13 protein-coding genes and 1 tRNA gene are annotated in these 15,629 nt (G+C 36.1%); 6 read left to right on the forward strand and 8 right to left on the reverse strand.

Annotated features, from left to right (window positions below; translation table 11 throughout):
* Positions 1-16 precede the first annotated feature (16 nt).
* Positions 17-1,795, reverse strand: coding sequence for an oligopeptide ABC transporter substrate-binding protein (locus tag CRG87_RS03675; RefSeq protein ID WP_074425010.1), 1,779 nt, complete (start codon positions 1,793-1,795; stop codon positions 17-19).
* A 189-nt stretch (positions 1,796-1,984) separates the two neighbouring features.
* Here CRG87_RS03675 and CRG87_RS03680 point away from each other — a divergent pair, with 189 nt between their 5' ends.
* Entirely contained in the window at positions 1,985-3,355 is a 1,371-nt protein-coding gene (locus CRG87_RS03680; protein WP_074425009.1) for a serine hydrolase domain-containing protein, read from the forward strand.
* A 58-nt stretch (positions 3,356-3,413) separates the two neighbouring features.
* On the opposite strand, the gene CRG87_RS03685 is transcribed toward CRG87_RS03680, so the two are convergent.
* A complete protein-coding gene (locus CRG87_RS03685; protein WP_074425008.1) occupies positions 3,414-5,240 on the reverse strand; it encodes an FAD-binding protein in 1,827 nt (608 codons plus the stop codon).
* A gap of 114 nt (positions 5,241-5,354) precedes the next feature.
* Between CRG87_RS03685 and CRG87_RS03690 the strand changes: the two genes are divergently transcribed.
* Positions 5,355-6,275, forward strand: a complete 921-nt coding sequence (locus CRG87_RS03690; RefSeq protein WP_074425007.1) for a LysR family transcriptional regulator — start codon at positions 5,355-5,357, stop codon at positions 6,273-6,275.
* A 114-nt stretch (positions 6,276-6,389) separates the two neighbouring features.
* Positions 6,390-6,959 (forward strand): histidine phosphatase family protein, encoded by a 570-nt coding sequence (locus tag CRG87_RS03695; protein ID WP_074425006.1) that lies wholly within the window; start codon positions 6,390-6,392, stop codon positions 6,957-6,959.
* A gap of 99 nt (positions 6,960-7,058) precedes the next feature.
* On the opposite strand, the gene CRG87_RS03700 is transcribed toward CRG87_RS03695, so the two are convergent.
* The 6 genes from CRG87_RS03700 to CRG87_RS03725 form a co-directional block, all read right to left on the reverse strand.
* A complete protein-coding gene (locus CRG87_RS03700; RefSeq protein WP_232354536.1) occupies positions 7,059-7,922 on the reverse strand; it encodes an aldo/keto reductase in 864 nt (287 codons plus the stop codon).
* Between the two features lie 155 nt (positions 7,923-8,077).
* Positions 8,078-8,992, reverse strand: coding sequence for a class II fructose-1,6-bisphosphate aldolase (gene fba / locus CRG87_RS03705; RefSeq protein WP_046307337.1), 915 nt, complete (start codon positions 8,990-8,992; stop codon positions 8,078-8,080).
* A 99-nt stretch (positions 8,993-9,091) separates the two neighbouring features.
* On the reverse strand, positions 9,092-10,777 hold the full coding sequence (gene argS / locus CRG87_RS03710; RefSeq protein WP_074425004.1) for an arginine--tRNA ligase: 1,686 nt from the start codon (positions 10,775-10,777) through the stop codon (positions 9,092-9,094).
* Between the two features lie 261 nt (positions 10,778-11,038).
* Positions 11,039-11,653 carry a L,D-transpeptidase gene (locus tag CRG87_RS03715; protein ID WP_074425003.1) on the reverse strand — a complete coding sequence of 205 codons (615 nt, stop codon included), beginning with the start codon at positions 11,651-11,653 and terminating at the stop codon, positions 11,039-11,041.
* A gap of 59 nt (positions 11,654-11,712) precedes the next feature.
* A complete protein-coding gene (locus CRG87_RS03720; RefSeq protein ID WP_074425002.1) occupies positions 11,713-12,558 on the reverse strand; it encodes an NAD(P)H-hydrate dehydratase in 846 nt (281 codons plus the stop codon).
* A gap of 1 nt (position 12,559) precedes the next feature.
* Positions 12,560-13,840, reverse strand: coding sequence for a serine hydrolase (locus tag CRG87_RS03725; RefSeq protein WP_074425713.1), 1,281 nt, complete (start codon positions 13,838-13,840; stop codon positions 12,560-12,562).
* Positions 13,841-13,933: 93 nt separating this feature from the next.
* Here CRG87_RS03725 and CRG87_RS03730 point away from each other — a divergent pair.
* The 3 genes from CRG87_RS03730 (at position 13,934) to CRG87_RS03740 (ending at position 15,603) form a co-directional block, all read left to right on the forward strand.
* Positions 13,934-14,020 (forward strand) — tRNA-Leu (locus tag CRG87_RS03730).
* 71 nt (positions 14,021-14,091) lie between these two features.
* Positions 14,092-14,313, forward strand: a complete 222-nt coding sequence (locus CRG87_RS03735; protein WP_074425001.1) for a PspC domain-containing protein — start codon at positions 14,092-14,094, stop codon at positions 14,311-14,313.
* A gap of 162 nt (positions 14,314-14,475) precedes the next feature.
* Complete coding sequence (locus CRG87_RS03740; RefSeq protein ID WP_083213180.1) at positions 14,476-15,603, forward strand: pyridoxal phosphate-dependent aminotransferase; 1,128 nt, start codon at positions 14,476-14,478, stop codon at positions 15,601-15,603.
* Positions 15,604-15,629 lie beyond the last annotated feature (26 nt).

Here is a 15,629-nt window from a genome sequence, read left to right on the forward strand (position 1 = left end):
CTAGCCTATTTCTATCTTATTTTGCGTAACCAACTTTGTACCATAATGGGTGACCATTATTACCATCAGATGGCTTCAATGAATAACCAGTAATCTTATCGTTAATTGCTGAAATTTGGTATGAATTATCGATTGGAATTACATAAGCTTCGTCATTCATGTATTTTTGCCATTCATGGAATTTTTGAACACGATATTTATGGTTCAAAGCCTTTTGCGAGTTCATTTCTTCCAAGAGCTTGTTGTTCTTTTCAGTTACAAAACGAGTCATATTAAACGGTGCAGTTTCACTGTAATATGGGTTTGGCGATGGTTCCGTAGGGGTTGACCAACCACCAATGTACATGTCAATGCCCTTGTCATCGTGTTGCAACTTATCGTAGAACGAGTTGTGTTCGATCAAACGGCCAGTAGCTAATTGAACATTCAAACCTACTTTATGCCATTGTTGGATGTAGTTTTGGATGATTGGTTCCTTAGTTGCATCCCCACTCATAGCAGCAACATTAATAGTTAAAGGCTTGCCATTAGGTTGTACACGCCATTTACCCTTCTTCTTATAACCAGCCTTATCTAAAATTTCATTAGCTTTCTTTAAGTTATAATCAAAACCTTTTTCGCTCTTATCGTAAAAGTCACCAAATTGTTGTGGAACCAGTGTTTTTACTCTGAAAGTTAATGAATAAGTATAACGTTTATTAACTGCATCAACGTTCATTGCGTATCCAATTGCCTGACGTAAATACTTGTTGTTCATTTTAGCCTTTGGATTTTCAACGTTCTTGCTGAGCTTACTATCCCATTTACCAACCTTAAAACCTAAGTAATGATATGCAATTGGAATTTGAGCAATGAAGTTAACATCCTTAGTTTCCTTAACTTGTGGCCATTGCGTGTTGATTACAGGGATTACATCAAACTTATGACTCTTGATTGCTTGTGAAGCAGAGTTTGGTGAAATAACTGAAACAACAATCTTATCTAAGTTAGGCTTACCACGCCAGTAGTATTCGTTAGGTACCCAAGTAGCTGATTGACCACGAACAAGTTTCTCCATCTTATATGGACCAAAGAATAATGGGTTCTTTCTGATCTTGTCAGATGACTTTAATTTAGCAAATGGAACGTCTTTAAGGTAGTGGTATGGTTCAACCCCTTCCCAAAGTGAACGACTTCCCGCATTGTACATACTTGGGCTTAATTCAGTGAAGTGAAGAATCAACTTACGGCCATTTTCTCCATCTGGCATTTCAATTCCAGAAATAGTCTTAGCCTTACCTTCATGGTATTCTTTGAGGCCCTTTAAGAGTTCAAATTGGCTACTATATCTTTGGCAAGCTGTATCCTTGTTAGCTAGGATTTCATATGCATATTCATAGTCCTTGGCAACGACTTGCTTACCATCTGACCATTTAACACCTTTTTTAATATTAATGGTGATTGTATTGTTTTTTGGATCTAATTTACGTGTAGCAGCACCCTTGTCCGTAACGCGATAATTATCGTCACTATCAAACAGGGTTTCCTGACCAGGTGAAGCAACTGTAGAATCTACATCTTCAGAAGACAATTCTTGAGAAAAGATACCTGAAAATGGAGTATCTGTTTCAACGGCAATTTTGACTGTGCCACCCTTTTTAACTGCCTTTTTAGGTGTTTCCATTGGAAACTTGGCTACTGATTTGGTGTCATCATTATTAGCATTGTTGTTGTCATTACCTTTACCACATGCGGTTAAAGCAAATGCAGACAAACTCAAAATACCAATTGAAGAAAATAGTTTAGCTTTTTTCATCTTATTTCTCATTTCTTTATAAATTATATTTATTAATATTAATAAATATATCATACAAATAAAATTATTACATCATAATTATAAAAACAACATTTAATTTTAGTAAAGAAAGGAGTAAAATGATGATAAAAGTCTGTTTTTTACCGATACTTTTATACCAATGTACCGGTAATTTTTAAAGGAGTAGTAATGGAAAAGCAAAAAATAACTGATTTCGCTGAAAAAGTAATGGATAAATTTAATTTACCTAGTCTAGGCTTTGGTGTATATCACAAAAATGAAAGCTACAGCCACGTCTACGGTGATGCAAATGAAGATAGTCTGTATCCATTGGCTTCTATTTCTAAGTCATTCTTAGCTACAGCAATTTGTCAATTGGCTGATGAAGGCAAAATTAGCTTAGATGATCCATTAAAGAAATATTGGCCTGACTTTAAAATGGTCGACAAATATGTTGAAGATCACTTAACATTCAGGGATGCATTAAGTCATCAAAGTGGCTTACCAGCACATGATTTAATGCGTTTTACTAATATGAATAAACATGATCTTTCATTAAAAGAAAAAGCAGAGCATGTCGGTTATTTACAGCCCAATCACGAATTGCGTGTAAAAATGCAATACAGCAACTTGGTTTATGCTGTGGCTACCTACGTAATGGAACAAGCAATCGGTCAAGATTACGGTTCATATGAGCGTGAACACCTTTTAAAGCCACTACACATGAATGACACATACATCAACCATAATGAGGCTCCTCGTGACCGCATTCCTAAACCATATATTAGAGACAATGATGTAACAGAAGAAGTACCATTTATTGCCCCTGGTAAAGTTGGTGGTGCCAGCAGTATGCTAGCTACAATTTCTGACTTGCTAACTTGGGCAGAATTTCAACTAAAAACCCAAAAATCAACTAAGGATGAAGTAACGGCACAACGTTATTTACCACAATCAATTATGCTACCTAATCGTCCATATGGTGGGGCAAACTTTGGTGCTTATGGTTTGGGAATGATGATGGAAGACTATCGCGGTCATAAATACTTCTATCATAGCGGTTCATACATCGGCTACTGCTCATTCCTTGGTTTTGTTCCTGACCTTGACCTTGCCTTTGTCTTTACTACCAATATGGATTCAACAGATTCAATTTTTGCTCTTGGCTATCAAACAATTGATGAAACTTTAGGAATTCATGATACAGATTGGGCAGACAAAGTAAGTAAAATCATGGCAGATAAAAATCGTGCTCGTGAAGATAACATTGCTAAGCTTAAAGGACCATCTCCAAAAGCAGTAAAAGCAACAGTTGAATTACTCGGTGATTATCAAAATCCAGGTTACGGTTTGGTTACCCTCTGCGATGAAAACGGTGAACTAAAAGCTACTATTGGCAAATGGAATTATCCAGTAATTGAAAATGCAGACGGTAAAATGTTCATCGAAGAAAGATTATATCAACATGGCCTAATTCCAATTACATTAGGTAAAGATAAAATTGCACTTCAATCTGATCCTGCACTTAAAGAATCAACTGAATTTACAAAAGTAAAATAAAAAAACTAAAAAGGCACTGCAAATTGCAGTGCCTTTTTATTATAGATAATCATCTAGTTTATTTGACTTTATCTAATGAGTCCTTAACTGCTTCCTTAATTGCGCGGCTAGTTTGTGAAGCACCAGAAACTGCATCAACATCATACGTGTTTTCTTCGACCATTTTTTGTGGCAATTCTTTCACTGCCTTTAGACCATAGTCGTCACTCTCAGTTTGTTTCAATATCTCAACATTTTTAATCTGGCCATTATCACCAACTGTAGTCCGGACAACGACACCGTCACCCATTCCTTGGTTGCTATAACCTAAATATTGGTTCTCACCAACAGAATATTGCCCTTTGTCCTCATCACTGGTTGCATCAAAATTACTATTTACAGCTGCTTCGTTAAGGTCAATACCACCAGAAACTGGTAAATCCTGCTTAAGCATTGCCGCGTTTTCTCCAGCAATTTTACCAGAAATCAAGCAATCCGCTACATTACCACCAGTAGTATATTTGTTAACAAATGGTGAACCTAATTCTCCAGCTTCATACAGGTGTGGAATTGGTTGGTTATTAGGATCAAGAACTTGGCAGTGTCCGTCTCTTCTTCCTCCACCTTGCGTATTAAGCATATTTTGTCTTAAAGCAATTGCATAATAAGGTCCATTTACGCTAAATTTACGCAAAGTTTTTGGATCTCGATGAAAGGCATAATCCTTGCCTTGTTCAGCCATAAAGTTAAATTCTTCAATTGTTTCAGTCAAATTAGTAGCACTCTTATTAATTTTCTCTGCTAATTCTTCGATTGTTTCTGCTTTAATAGCTTTTTCAAGGTAACCAGGAACTTTTAGACCATCATCAGGTTCATTCTTTAGTTCATCATATTTTTGTTGATCAAAGATCATGTATGGGCGCTCTTGATTTATTGGAACAACCCAATCGCCGTGGTTATAAATATGACCATGACGGTTCATTTCGGCTTCGTTAAAGTAACGTGTACCATCATCACCAACTACAACGACACTACCAGTTGAACTCTCTTGCCAAAAGACATTCAAAGCGTAAGTTGAGCGAACACCCTCTTTTTGACGCAATGATAAACCGTGGAATTGTCCCAATGATTCAAATGATCGCATATTCCACAATTGAGCATTTACTTCTTGCAGCATTTTAATGCCGTCACCTTTATTATATAGGGAACCAATTGGTGACAAATAAGGCGATTGCAAAAACGTTTGAATCATTTCTTTATTATTTTCGAAACCACCTACAGCCAAAATCACACCATTCTTGACTTTGATATTTCTTAAAACATGATCACGTTCAATTTGAACACCAATAACTGTTTTTGAGACACTGTCTTGAATTAAATGCTTAGCTGGAGAAGAATACCAAATATCAATTTTATCTGAGCGATCAATGACCTTTTGTCTCAAAATCTTCCACAAAGCTGCGTCATCAACGCCTTCGTGAACTAAATAATCGTCATATGAATCTGCATCAGGTAATTCAGGGTATTCAGTTACGTATGCTGTTGAAGGCGTTCCTGCGAGCATTTTTTTCATACTTACTGGCTCAACATCTAAGTACTTTCTAAAATAGCTTCCCATGTTAGCCATACCTTCAATCAAGTTTGCAAAAGCTTCATTATCTGGCTTAAGCGGTGCCGCCATATGTTCATGATAGTTCTTTAGTGCTTCATAGTCAGTACCCGCACCAACCATTTGACCTGAATATCTTGTATTACCACCTTCATGGCCCTCAGGAGCACTATCTACTAAAAGAACTTTTGCACCGTTATCAGCAGCAAATCTAGCAGCAGTTGCACCAGCTCCACCAAAGCCCAAAACGGCTACATCATATACTGCATCCCATTGAAATTTTTCGTTATTAACCATTTTAATTCTCCTATATAAACTGTTGTTTACTCTTTTATTTAACACTATAATTTAAAGTATGTGAAATACTTAATTATTGAAATCACTATTACAAAATAGGAATAGGTGAATAAAATGGATAGTCGGCTATTAACTTTTTTGGAAGCACTTGAAAGCAGCACGTCTTTTTCCGAAGCAGCACAAAAGCTTTATTTATCACAGCCTTACGTCAGTCGCGTAATCAAAAAATATGAAAAACAATACAATGTTATTCTAATTAGTCGTAATTCTCACCCGGTACAATTAACCCCTGCAGGGCATCTTTTAATCACTTATTTGCGCAAAGATTTACAATTACAAAACGAATTAACTAATAAAATGAGAAAATATGAGCAAAGTTCTTTTCCCACATTACGAATGGGAATTACTCCCCCACTTGGAGAGAATTTTAATCTAACCATATTACCTATTTTATTAGAGAAGTTTCCTAACTTAAGAACTTCTACGCTAGAACTTAGTACAGCTGATGCAGAAAAAGCGTTTAAAGATGAACAACTAGACTTGTTTGTTGGTAACGTTATTCAACTTCCCGGTATTAAGAGCCAAAGCCTGCACAAAGATACTCAAGTTTTAGTTTTAGGTAGAAATTCAAAGTTATACCAGCCTTGCCAAAAAGAAATCCCTTTTTCTCTTAACAAACTTCATGAGCTCATCCAGGAAAACTTTATTATTGTTGATGGTGAACGCCATTATCAAGAAATTATTAATAACTATTTTAATAAAATTGGCCTTCATTTTTACCCACAAATTCACGTTCGAGATTCGCTCACTGCCCTTAAGCTAGCGAGCAAGGGATTGGGAAACATGACAACTAGTATTGAAATGGTTAAAAATGATAGATTTAGCAATATCAATTATATTGTGTTGCCGGTTAATGAGATTAATGTCAATTTTGCGGTTTCTACTGATACATCAAATATTCAGCTGGCAGAAGAAATTAACGAAGTTAGCAAAATACTGAAAAGAACTTTTACGAGTAAAATCTTAACTTACTAGTTTTTATACTAATTTAGAGTACAGTATAAAAGCTACGATAATCTTTAAAAACAAAAGTATTATAATAAACTCTGAGTGTTACGCATTAATGAAAAATAGAAAGGTAACTTATTTATGAAAACAATTTACTTGGTACGTCATGGGCAAACTTTGTTTAATGTTCAACATAAAATTCAGGGCTTTTGTGATTCACCATTGACCGAATTAGGTATTAAGCAAGCTTTGACTACCAAAAAAGAATATTTTGAACACAACCAGATTACTTTAGAGGAAGCACATTGTTCTACTTCAGAACGAGCAGTTGATACTCTAAAGTTAATCACTGATTTGCCTTTTTCAACTCATAAAGCTTTACGTGAATGGAACTTTGGTACTTACGAGGGCGAGGGTGAACATTTAAATCCTCCTCTTCCTTATAATGACTTCTTTGTTCAATTTGGTGGTGAATCCCAAGTACAGCTGACTAGAAGAATCAATGAAGCCATTACTAAAATAGCTGCAGAGTCTAGCAATGAACAAATCTTAATCGTTTCGCATGGAGCTGCTATTGCAAACTTCTATCGACAATGGGAAAAGTACAACACCTTTACGCGTAAAGATCGAATCAAAAACTGTTCAGTGCTGAAATATACATTTGAAAACGATATTTTTTATTTACAAGAGCTTTTTAACCCAAGCTGCTAATTACATGCACTTTTTATAACCTAACACAAAAAACTTCCTACATTTAAGATGATTAAATGTAGGAAGTTTTTTACATCTTAGCAAATTTACGTTCTTACTTTACATTTTTCCACCAAATACTGGAAAATGCCCAGCAGAACCGTAATCAAAGCTAGTGATATTCTCTAAAGTAGACATATCTTTAGCACTTATCTCAAAATTCAGCTCTGCATCCTGCTTCATATGATCTGGATTTTTTGCTTTAGGCAGAACTACAGTGTTTAATTGCCAATCATAACGAATACACAACTGAGCAACAGAAACATCATATTTATCTGCAATTTCTTTAATTGTTGAGTTATTCAGAGCTTCTCCATGTGCAACCGGAGAAAATGATTCAACTACAATATCATTTTTTTGACAAAAATCGATTAGCTTCTTAGGAGTTGCTCCAATATGACACAAAATTTGATTTACCATTGGTTTAGTATCACTGTTATCAATCAAATTTTGCAAATCCTCTGGTTCAAAGCTTGAAACACCAATAGCTCTTAATTTACCCTCTTTCATTGCATCCTCTAAAGCACGCCAGGTTTCTAAGTTGCCTTCAAAATGACGATCAGAAGATTGATTTACTTCTCGCCAAGGTTGCGGATTATGAATGATCATCATATCTAAGTAATCAAGTTCCATCCGTGTGAGAGTTTCATCAATTGACTTTTTCGCCTCTTGATAGTTTTTGATTTCAGCCTCAACTTTTGAATTAACAAAAATTTGGTCACGTTGAATGCCAGAGTCTCTTATTCCTTGACCAACCCCTTTTTCATTATGATAAGCTTGTGCGGTATCGATATGACGGTATCCCATCTTTAAAGCGGCTGCTACAGGTAAAGCTACTTCATTGTCTGGAATTTCCCAAGTTCCCAAAGCTAATTTAGGGATTTCTACTCCATTAGTAAGTGTAAATGTCTCATCAAAAATCATAATTGTCCTCCCATATGTTTTTCTTGAGTATAGTTCTTAAAGCCCACTTTAAGTCAAGAATTTTTCCACTCATTTAAAAATTAGAGAACTAGCTTTTTGAAGTACAAAAAAAGCCAGTTTTAAACTGACTTTTTTTAGATATTAAGCTAACTTAATTATTCTAAGTTTAATGAGCTCTTATCAAATGCAACTGACTTAATCTTGTCGTCGATTGATGGAGTACCTAACCAAGTAATCATTTCCTTCATTGAGGCAGTGATTGCTTCAGTACCAGGAAGAAGAAGCTTACGAGGATCGTAACCCTTGTTGTCCTTGTCTTCATCCTTGTGAGCTTCGAAGTACTTACGAGTAGCTTCTTGGAATGCTAATTGGAATTCAGTGTTAATGTTAACCTTTGAAATACCAAGTGAAATAGCCTTCTTAACTTGTTCTTCAGGAATTCCTGAACCACCGTGTAATACAAGTGGAACTGAAACAGCATCAGCAATTTCCTTTAGACGGTCAAAGTTAAGGCCCTTCCAGTCAGCTGGGTATACACCGTGAATGTTACCAATACCACAAGCAAGCTTGTCAACACCGGCAGCAGCAAATGCCTTTGCGTCTTCAACAGAAGCAAGTTCTCCACCTTCGGAACCTTGATTTTCACCAATCTTACCGATTTCAGCTTCAACTGAAATGCCGCGTTCGTGAGCTAACTTAACGATTTCCTTGGTCTTAGCTAAGTTTTCTTCAGTTGACAAAGCATGACCATCAAACATAACTGATGAGTAGCCAAGTGCAATACATTCCTTAGCAGCTTCAAAATCACCGTGGTCCAAGTTCAAAACAACTGGAACTGAGATATTCATTGAATCCATTGAGTCTTCAACAATATCCTTAGCAACCTTGTAACCACCCATGTACTTAGCAGCACCCATTGAAACTTGGATTAAAACTGGGGTTCTAGTTTCCTCAGCAGCTTGCAAAATTGCACGAGTCCATTCCAAATTGTTAGTGTTATAAGCACCTACTGCATAATGGTTTTCACGCGCATCTTTAAAGATTTGGTTACCATTATCTAAATATGCCATTAATAATTACCTCCTATTAATCTTACAGTCACATTGTACCGTAATAATGAAGTGATGAGCAATCTTTTAATCAATGTAAACGCTATTTTTGCAAAAAAATTACATTTCTTTTGGTGCATTTACACCTAATAATCTTAATGCTTCAGTTAAAACAATTGAAGTGGCTTCAACTAAGGCCAAGCGACTATTAATCTGCTCATCTTCAGTCAAAATTTTAACATTAGCGTAGTATTTATTAAACTTTTTCGCAACATCTAAAGCATATTTAGCAATTACAGAAGGTTCAAACTTGTCACTACTACGTGCAATGATTCTAGGAAAATCAGCTAGAGCCTTAGCAACGCTAAATGACCAATCATCATTGAGACTATTATTTGAAAGGCTAGGTTCTTGACCCATCTTCGCAGCTTTGCGTAAAACACTTTGAGCACGCGCATTGGTGTATTGAACGTATGGACCAGTGTCACCTTCAAAACGAACAACTTCATCCAAGTCAAAATCAAAATTTTCAATTCGATCATTTTTCAAATCGTGGAAAATAACTGCACCAACACCTACATCATGCGCAACTTGTTCCTTATTAGTCAAGTTAGGATTCTTTTGATCAATTTGCTTCCGCGCAAGGTCAATTGCATCCCCTAAAACTTGATCAAGGAAAACAACATTACCCTTTCTAGTAGAAAGCTTTTTGCCGTTTTGAGTAATTAAGCCAAATGGAACATGGTGAATTCGATCTGCCCAGTCATAACCCATTTTCTTAAGAACAGTTTTTAATTCTACGAAATGCTGTGCTTGCTCATTCCCAACAACATATAGCATTTTTACAAAATGATAAGTATTCATCCGGTAAATTGCAGCTGCCAAATCTCTTGTTAAATAAATACTACTACCATCAGATTTAACAATTAAAGCTGGGTTTTCATCTTCACCCATATCAACAACTTGTGCTCCGCGAGATTCGTGCAACAAGCCCTTTTCCTTCAATTCATCAATAACAGGCTGCATTTTGTCATTGAAAAAGGCTTCACCTTTATAAGAATCAAAATCTACGCCTAATTCTTTATAGATCCGCTTAAAGTCAGCTAAAGAAACCTCACGGAACCATTGCCATAATTCGACTGCTTCAGGATCACCGTCTTCCAGCTTCTTAAACCAAGCACGTCCTTCATCATCCAATTTAGGATCTTTTTCGGCTTCTTCATGGAATTTAACATAGTACTTAAACAAGTTCATGATAGGGTCTTTTTTGACGTCTTCTTCATTGCCCCAGCGCTTGTATGCATAAATCAATTTACCAAATTGGGTACCATAATCACCAAGATAATTGATTTTGATTGGTGTGTAACCAACCTTTTTCATTGTTTCTGCAATTGAATTACCAATCACAGTTGAACGCAGATGGCCCATTGACATTGGTTTTGCAATGTTAGGGCTCGACATGTCGATAGGAACATTACCTTCACCTAACTTCTGGTCACCATAGTGTTCTTTTTCACTCAGCACCTCGTCAAGAGTTTGACTGATTAGCTTTTCATGGTCAATTGCAAAATTGACATAAGGGCCAACTGCCTGAATATTTGCAAAGTCAACACTAGTCAAATTAGCTGCGATTTCTTTTGCAATTTCTGCTGGATTTTTATGCATTGTTTTTGCTAAGACGAAAGCCGGAAAAGCATAATCACCCATCTTTTCATTTTTAGGCCGTTCGATTAACTGACTAATCTTATCTTTTGGTAGATCAACTTGGCTTGAAACCAAATCAACTACTTTATTTTTAAAGTCCATCGTTACCTCCAAAATCAAACAAAAAGTCTCCTCCTTACTTAAAAGGAAGAGACGAGTTTTTACCCGCGGTACCACTCTAATTGACACTAAGTATCCGCTTATTTAATTTGTTATCTTTTTATATCGTTAGGCACGCCTTCGGCTATTTTTCCAGTTCACCTTACACCAACGTGAACTCGCTAAAAATGGAAAAGATACTTACTACTCCTAACACCTTACAAAAACAGATTATAACAGGAAAAACTATTAAAGCCAACCGTTTTAATTGTTTTTGATTATAACTTCGGTGTTTGCCGGCACATGCTTCATTATCCAATATGCATCAGGCACACTTAATCTAATACAGCCGTGTGACGAAGGCTTAACACCCAGTTTTTTAGCTTCTTTTTTATTGTACTTGCCATTGTTTTTTACTGGCACAGAGTGAAATAAATAGACATTGTCAGTGTCAAAGCTTGTCCAATAATTCGCACCTTCATTTAATTTGGGATTGTAAAACGATGAGCCTCGATTATTCTGAATCTTAAACGTACCAGTCGGCGTATATGACTTACCATTGTGATACTCTCCTGCACTTGAAACCATTGTGTATACAACATGATTGTCACGTAAAATATAAACGCGATTCCCTTTTAAGGAGACACGAATCGTTAAATCATTTTCAAGACGTTTAACTTTGGGATACGGTATGCTTTGACTTGGTTTACGCCAATTGATTGGCACATTTAAAGTTTTAGGGTCTTTATAAGGACGATAAGAAGCTGCAGTCTTTTTTGCCGTACTTTGTTTTTGAGGCATTGAAACGCGTGCCAAACTAATCGCACAAATCAAAAGTATAAAAAAAGTAGCGAGCGGTTTTAATAAGTTGTCTTTCATGTCAGCCGACCTCCTTATGAAGCTCTCAGGTCTATTTTACAATCTTTTGCAAAATAAACTTATTGATCTTCAAATTCTTTCATTAATTTAGGTAAAAGCGCACTGATTTTAGTTGGTTGAACAACATAATCTCTTTTTGCAATGATATCTCCAGACAGTGAATGCAAGTAAACTGCTGCTAAAACTGAATCAATGTTGCTACCAAACTGAGCTACAAATCCACCTATTATTCCGGCTAAGGTATCTCCCATGCCTCCTACTGCCATTCCTGGATTACCAGTAGTATTTTCATAAATATTTCCGTTTGAATCATAAATGTGAGTGTGATTTGATTTCAAAACCAAAATGCCATTTTTATTAGGAAAAAGATTAACAAGAGTAGAAAGATTGGCACTATCAGTTTGATAAGGTATTCTGAGCTGGCTGATGCGTTGCCACTCCATTTGATGTGGGGTGAGGATCACTAAGCCAGCAGCTTGCGGAATTAATTCATGATTAGTTGCAATTAAATCAAGCGCACTGGCATCTAAAATCAATGTTTGCTTACTTGTAATTTTTTGGCATAACATCATCAGTACTTTTTTACCAAACTCATTAGTGCCCATCCCTGGTCCACAAATAATAACATCTACTTTTGGAACTAGTTCTGCCAAGTCGCTGCTACGCCAATCGATGTACATTGCTTCTGGATCGCGGGCATGAAGTGCATTTAAATTAATCGAGTGACAAGCTACAGCTACCAGGCCTGCACCACTTTTTAGTGCTCCTTCAGTAGCCATGATAATCGCTCCACCATAGTTTTCGCTACCACCAATTAGCAAAACCCTACCATAATCGCCTTTATGACTAGCGCTTTTTCTCTTCGAAATTACTTTTGTTAAGATCTTTTCTGTTACTTTTGTCATTTTATCCTCCAAATAGCCAGTGCCAGAAGCGAATAAAGATATTTACTCTATCAGTTGACGTTTGCGCTTGGGCTGGAAGCATGATGCCGTTGGGCTGCTCTAGCGAAAATAGTTTTGAATTACCTGACTTAAAATAATATGAACTGACTGTTTGACCTTTAACGATCGGAGCTTCTACTGTTTTTTTAGTTAGACCAACCGAAAATGTTTCATCAACAGGTCGCCAAATAATTGCTTGATTCTTTATGCTAATATTAACTTGCTTGCTTTTTCCATTATGCACATTAACATTAGTTGAACCAATGATTGCTTGGTCCTTATTCAATTTAATTGGTTGATACTTTTGGTAAACAAATGATAATAATTTACTTGTTTGTTCAAATCGAGCTGGATCAGCGCTGTTTAAGTGCTTAGCCCCCATGACAACAGTGATAATTCTTGCTCCCTGATGTTTCGCAGTGCCGATAAAACACGCACCCGCTGCATCAGTTGTACCCGTCTTCAGACCATCAACATTTAAGTTGGAATTATATTGTGATAACCCCTTAAGCATCCAATTAAAATTTGTCATCGGTGTTTTGGTAGCTTGATCTACGAAATTCAAATGAGCAATTTTAGTTGTTTTAATTATTTCTGGATATTCATTTATTAAATGCTGACCAACTACTGCCATATCTTTAGCCGACATTAAATTTTCTGCATTTTTTTCAGCTCCGGGATAAGCGTCACTCCCTACACTTTTGTTGGGCAAACCACAAGCAGTATATAGCTGGGCATCTTTTATCCCCCACTGCTTTACTTGCAACCGCATTTGCTTTACAAAAGCTTTTTGTGAACCACTAATAGTTTGAGCTAATAACATCGCTGCACCATTTGCTGACTCAATTAAAGTGGCTTGATACAACTGCTTAATTGTATAAGAATGATTCATTTTTAATGGCACATTGGAAAAAAGTCTATTATTCGCCACCTTGACAATTTGTTCAGTTGGTTGAACTTCAGTATTCCAAGTGATTTTTTTATCATCAATTGCCTTCAATGTCAGATAGGCTGTTATAAGCTTCGTCATTGAAGCAATCGGAAGTGGCTCGTTAATATTTTTACCGTATAAAAGCTGACCGGTACTACTATCAATAGCAAGAGCAGATTTTACATCTAAGTTCAATTGTTCTTGTCTGTAATTGTCCGGTATTGCCTGAGCCGAAATTGTCTGCGTCGGTAATAATAATGTGACTATGGTAACAAGGACCACTAAAAGCTGGGAAATTTTTCGTTTCAAAATGTAAATCACCTTCCAATATCTTTTTTGGATATTTTTAGTTTTATGATTACATTCTATCAAATTTTTGGTATCATTATTACTGGATTAAATAAGGCCCCGATGGCGGAATTGGCAGACGCGCAGCGTTCAGGTCGCTGTTTAGGTAACTAAGTGAAAGTTCGAATCTTTTTCGGGGCACCAATTTGGGAAGCTAATCATTATTGATTAGCTTCTTTTTGTACTAGAATTTAGTTAGGTGAGGTGAGTTTGTCATGCAGAAACATTTAACTAAATCAAGAGATAAAATTTTAACAGGTGTTTTTGGTGGAATTGCTGAATATTTTGGTTGGGACAAAGCTTGGACTAGAATCGGTGGAACAATTCTAATTTGTTGCACTGGCTTTGGTTTGATTGCATATATTGCTGCTGCAATCGTGATGCCTGACAAACCAAAGCACTCTGAAACGCCAGAGGGCGATTTCCATAAACTATAATATTTCAATTACAATTCAATTTAAAATTGCTTCAAATAGAGTGAACTTATCTCTTACTTGAAGCTTTTTTATTGTCTACTATAGAGAACGCACTATCTGAATTTAATTACTCAACCAGTTTGACGCTTTTGCAATTATGGAATATTATTTAATAAATTCTTAATGCAACGAAAGGTTAAAAACATGAGCTTGGATGTTAACATTTTGCCCCCAGACTACATTGATTTCACCATAGGTGATTTTCGCTCTGGTGTAGAACCGACAATTATCGAAGAACTTACGAAAAAAGTTCAAACAGACGGTAACGGTTATACACCCGGTCTTGGCCTCCCCCTTCTTAGAGGAAAAATTATTTCTCACTATCGAGATACTTACGGTATTAAAAATATTAGTACGGAAAATATTCAAATTACTGTATCTTGTTTGCACGGCGCATTTTTAGCCTTAAAGTCAATTATCACATCGAAAGACGATGAAGTAATTATTATTGCACCGTATTTTCCTTCCTATATAAACTTAATTAAGGGAGCTAACGGAACACCAGTTGTAGTCAAATCAATTGCTCCAGATTTTGCATTGCCAATTAAGCAAATTCAGGACTGTGTAAGTGAAAAAACTAAAGCAATTATTATTAATTATCCAAATAACCCAACTGGTGTCGGACTGTCAGATCAAGAACGTAATTTTTTAAATGAACTTGCTCTAGAAAAGAATATTTTTATCATCGATGACCATGTTTACAGTGATTATCCAAGCACACATCCCTACAAACCAACATCTACAGATATTTCTCATCAGGTTCTAGTAAGCAGTTTTTCGAAAAATTTTGCGATGCCTGGTATCAGATTAGGTTACGTAATCGCGCCTAAGAAAATCATTGACCAAAATGCTTTTTATAATGAAGGGATTACCTTCAGCCCGCCAACCATTAGCCAATATATTGGTGAAATCGTATTAGATAACACTTCCCAGTATCAACAACATTTAAAGGATATTGAACAAAAAGGTAAATCAGTTGCTCAATTATTCCGTTCAAGTAACTACTTTAATTCCTGCACTTATAATGGTGGCCTATATCTATTCGTCAAAGTGACCGATGAAATCAAGAAGCCAGCTTTATTTTATACACTCTTGGAAGAGCACTTCCACGTTTTAGTAGCACCTGGAGATGAATTTGATTACTCAAATAGATACTTTAGAATTTCTTTGTCTGCAACTAACGATGACTTGCATAAAGGTGTCCAGAAAATTATTGATTGTGTTGATTATACTTTAAACTTTAAGCAATAAAATCTTGCTAAGTTTTACAATTAACC

The organism is Lactobacillus apis (assembly GCF_002837055.1).
GTDB classification, from domain to species: domain Bacteria; phylum Bacillota; class Bacilli; order Lactobacillales; family Lactobacillaceae; genus Lactobacillus; species Lactobacillus apis.

Bases quoted from the DNA above. Each gene is read 5' to 3' on its own strand.
- CRG87_RS03685 (WP_074425008.1), bottom strand. From the start codon at position 5,240: ATGGTTAATAACGAAAAATTTCAATGGGATGCAGTATATGATGTAGCC.
- CRG87_RS03735 (WP_074425001.1), top strand. From the start codon at position 14,092: ATGCAGAAACATTTAACTAAATCAAGAGATAAAATTTTAACAGGTGTT.
- fba (WP_046307337.1), bottom strand. From the start codon at position 8,992: ATGGCATATTTAGATAATGGTAACCAAATCTTTAAAGATGCGCGTGAA.
- CRG87_RS03700 (WP_232354536.1), bottom strand. From the start codon at position 7,922: ATGATTTTTGATGAGACATTTACACTTACTAATGGAGTAGAAATCCCT.
- CRG87_RS03690 (WP_074425007.1), top strand. From the start codon at position 5,355: ATGGATAGTCGGCTATTAACTTTTTTGGAAGCACTTGAAAGCAGCACG.
- CRG87_RS03715 (WP_074425003.1), bottom strand. From the start codon at position 11,653: ATGAAAGACAACTTATTAAAACCGCTCGCTACTTTTTTTATACTTTTG.
- CRG87_RS03675 (WP_074425010.1), bottom strand. From the start codon at position 1,795: ATGAAAAAAGCTAAACTATTTTCTTCAATTGGTATTTTGAGTTTGTCT.
- CRG87_RS03695 (WP_074425006.1), top strand. From the start codon at position 6,390: ATGAAAACAATTTACTTGGTACGTCATGGGCAAACTTTGTTTAATGTT.
- CRG87_RS03740 (WP_083213180.1), top strand. From the start codon at position 14,476: ATGCAACGAAAGGTTAAAAACATGAGCTTGGATGTTAACATTTTGCCC.
- CRG87_RS03680 (WP_074425009.1), top strand. From the start codon at position 1,985: ATGGAAAAGCAAAAAATAACTGATTTCGCTGAAAAAGTAATGGATAAA.
- CRG87_RS03720 (WP_074425002.1), bottom strand. From the start codon at position 12,558: ATGACAAAAGTAACAGAAAAGATCTTAACAAAAGTAATTTCGAAGAGA.
- argS (WP_074425004.1), bottom strand. From the start codon at position 10,777: ATGGACTTTAAAAATAAAGTAGTTGATTTGGTTTCAAGCCAAGTTGAT.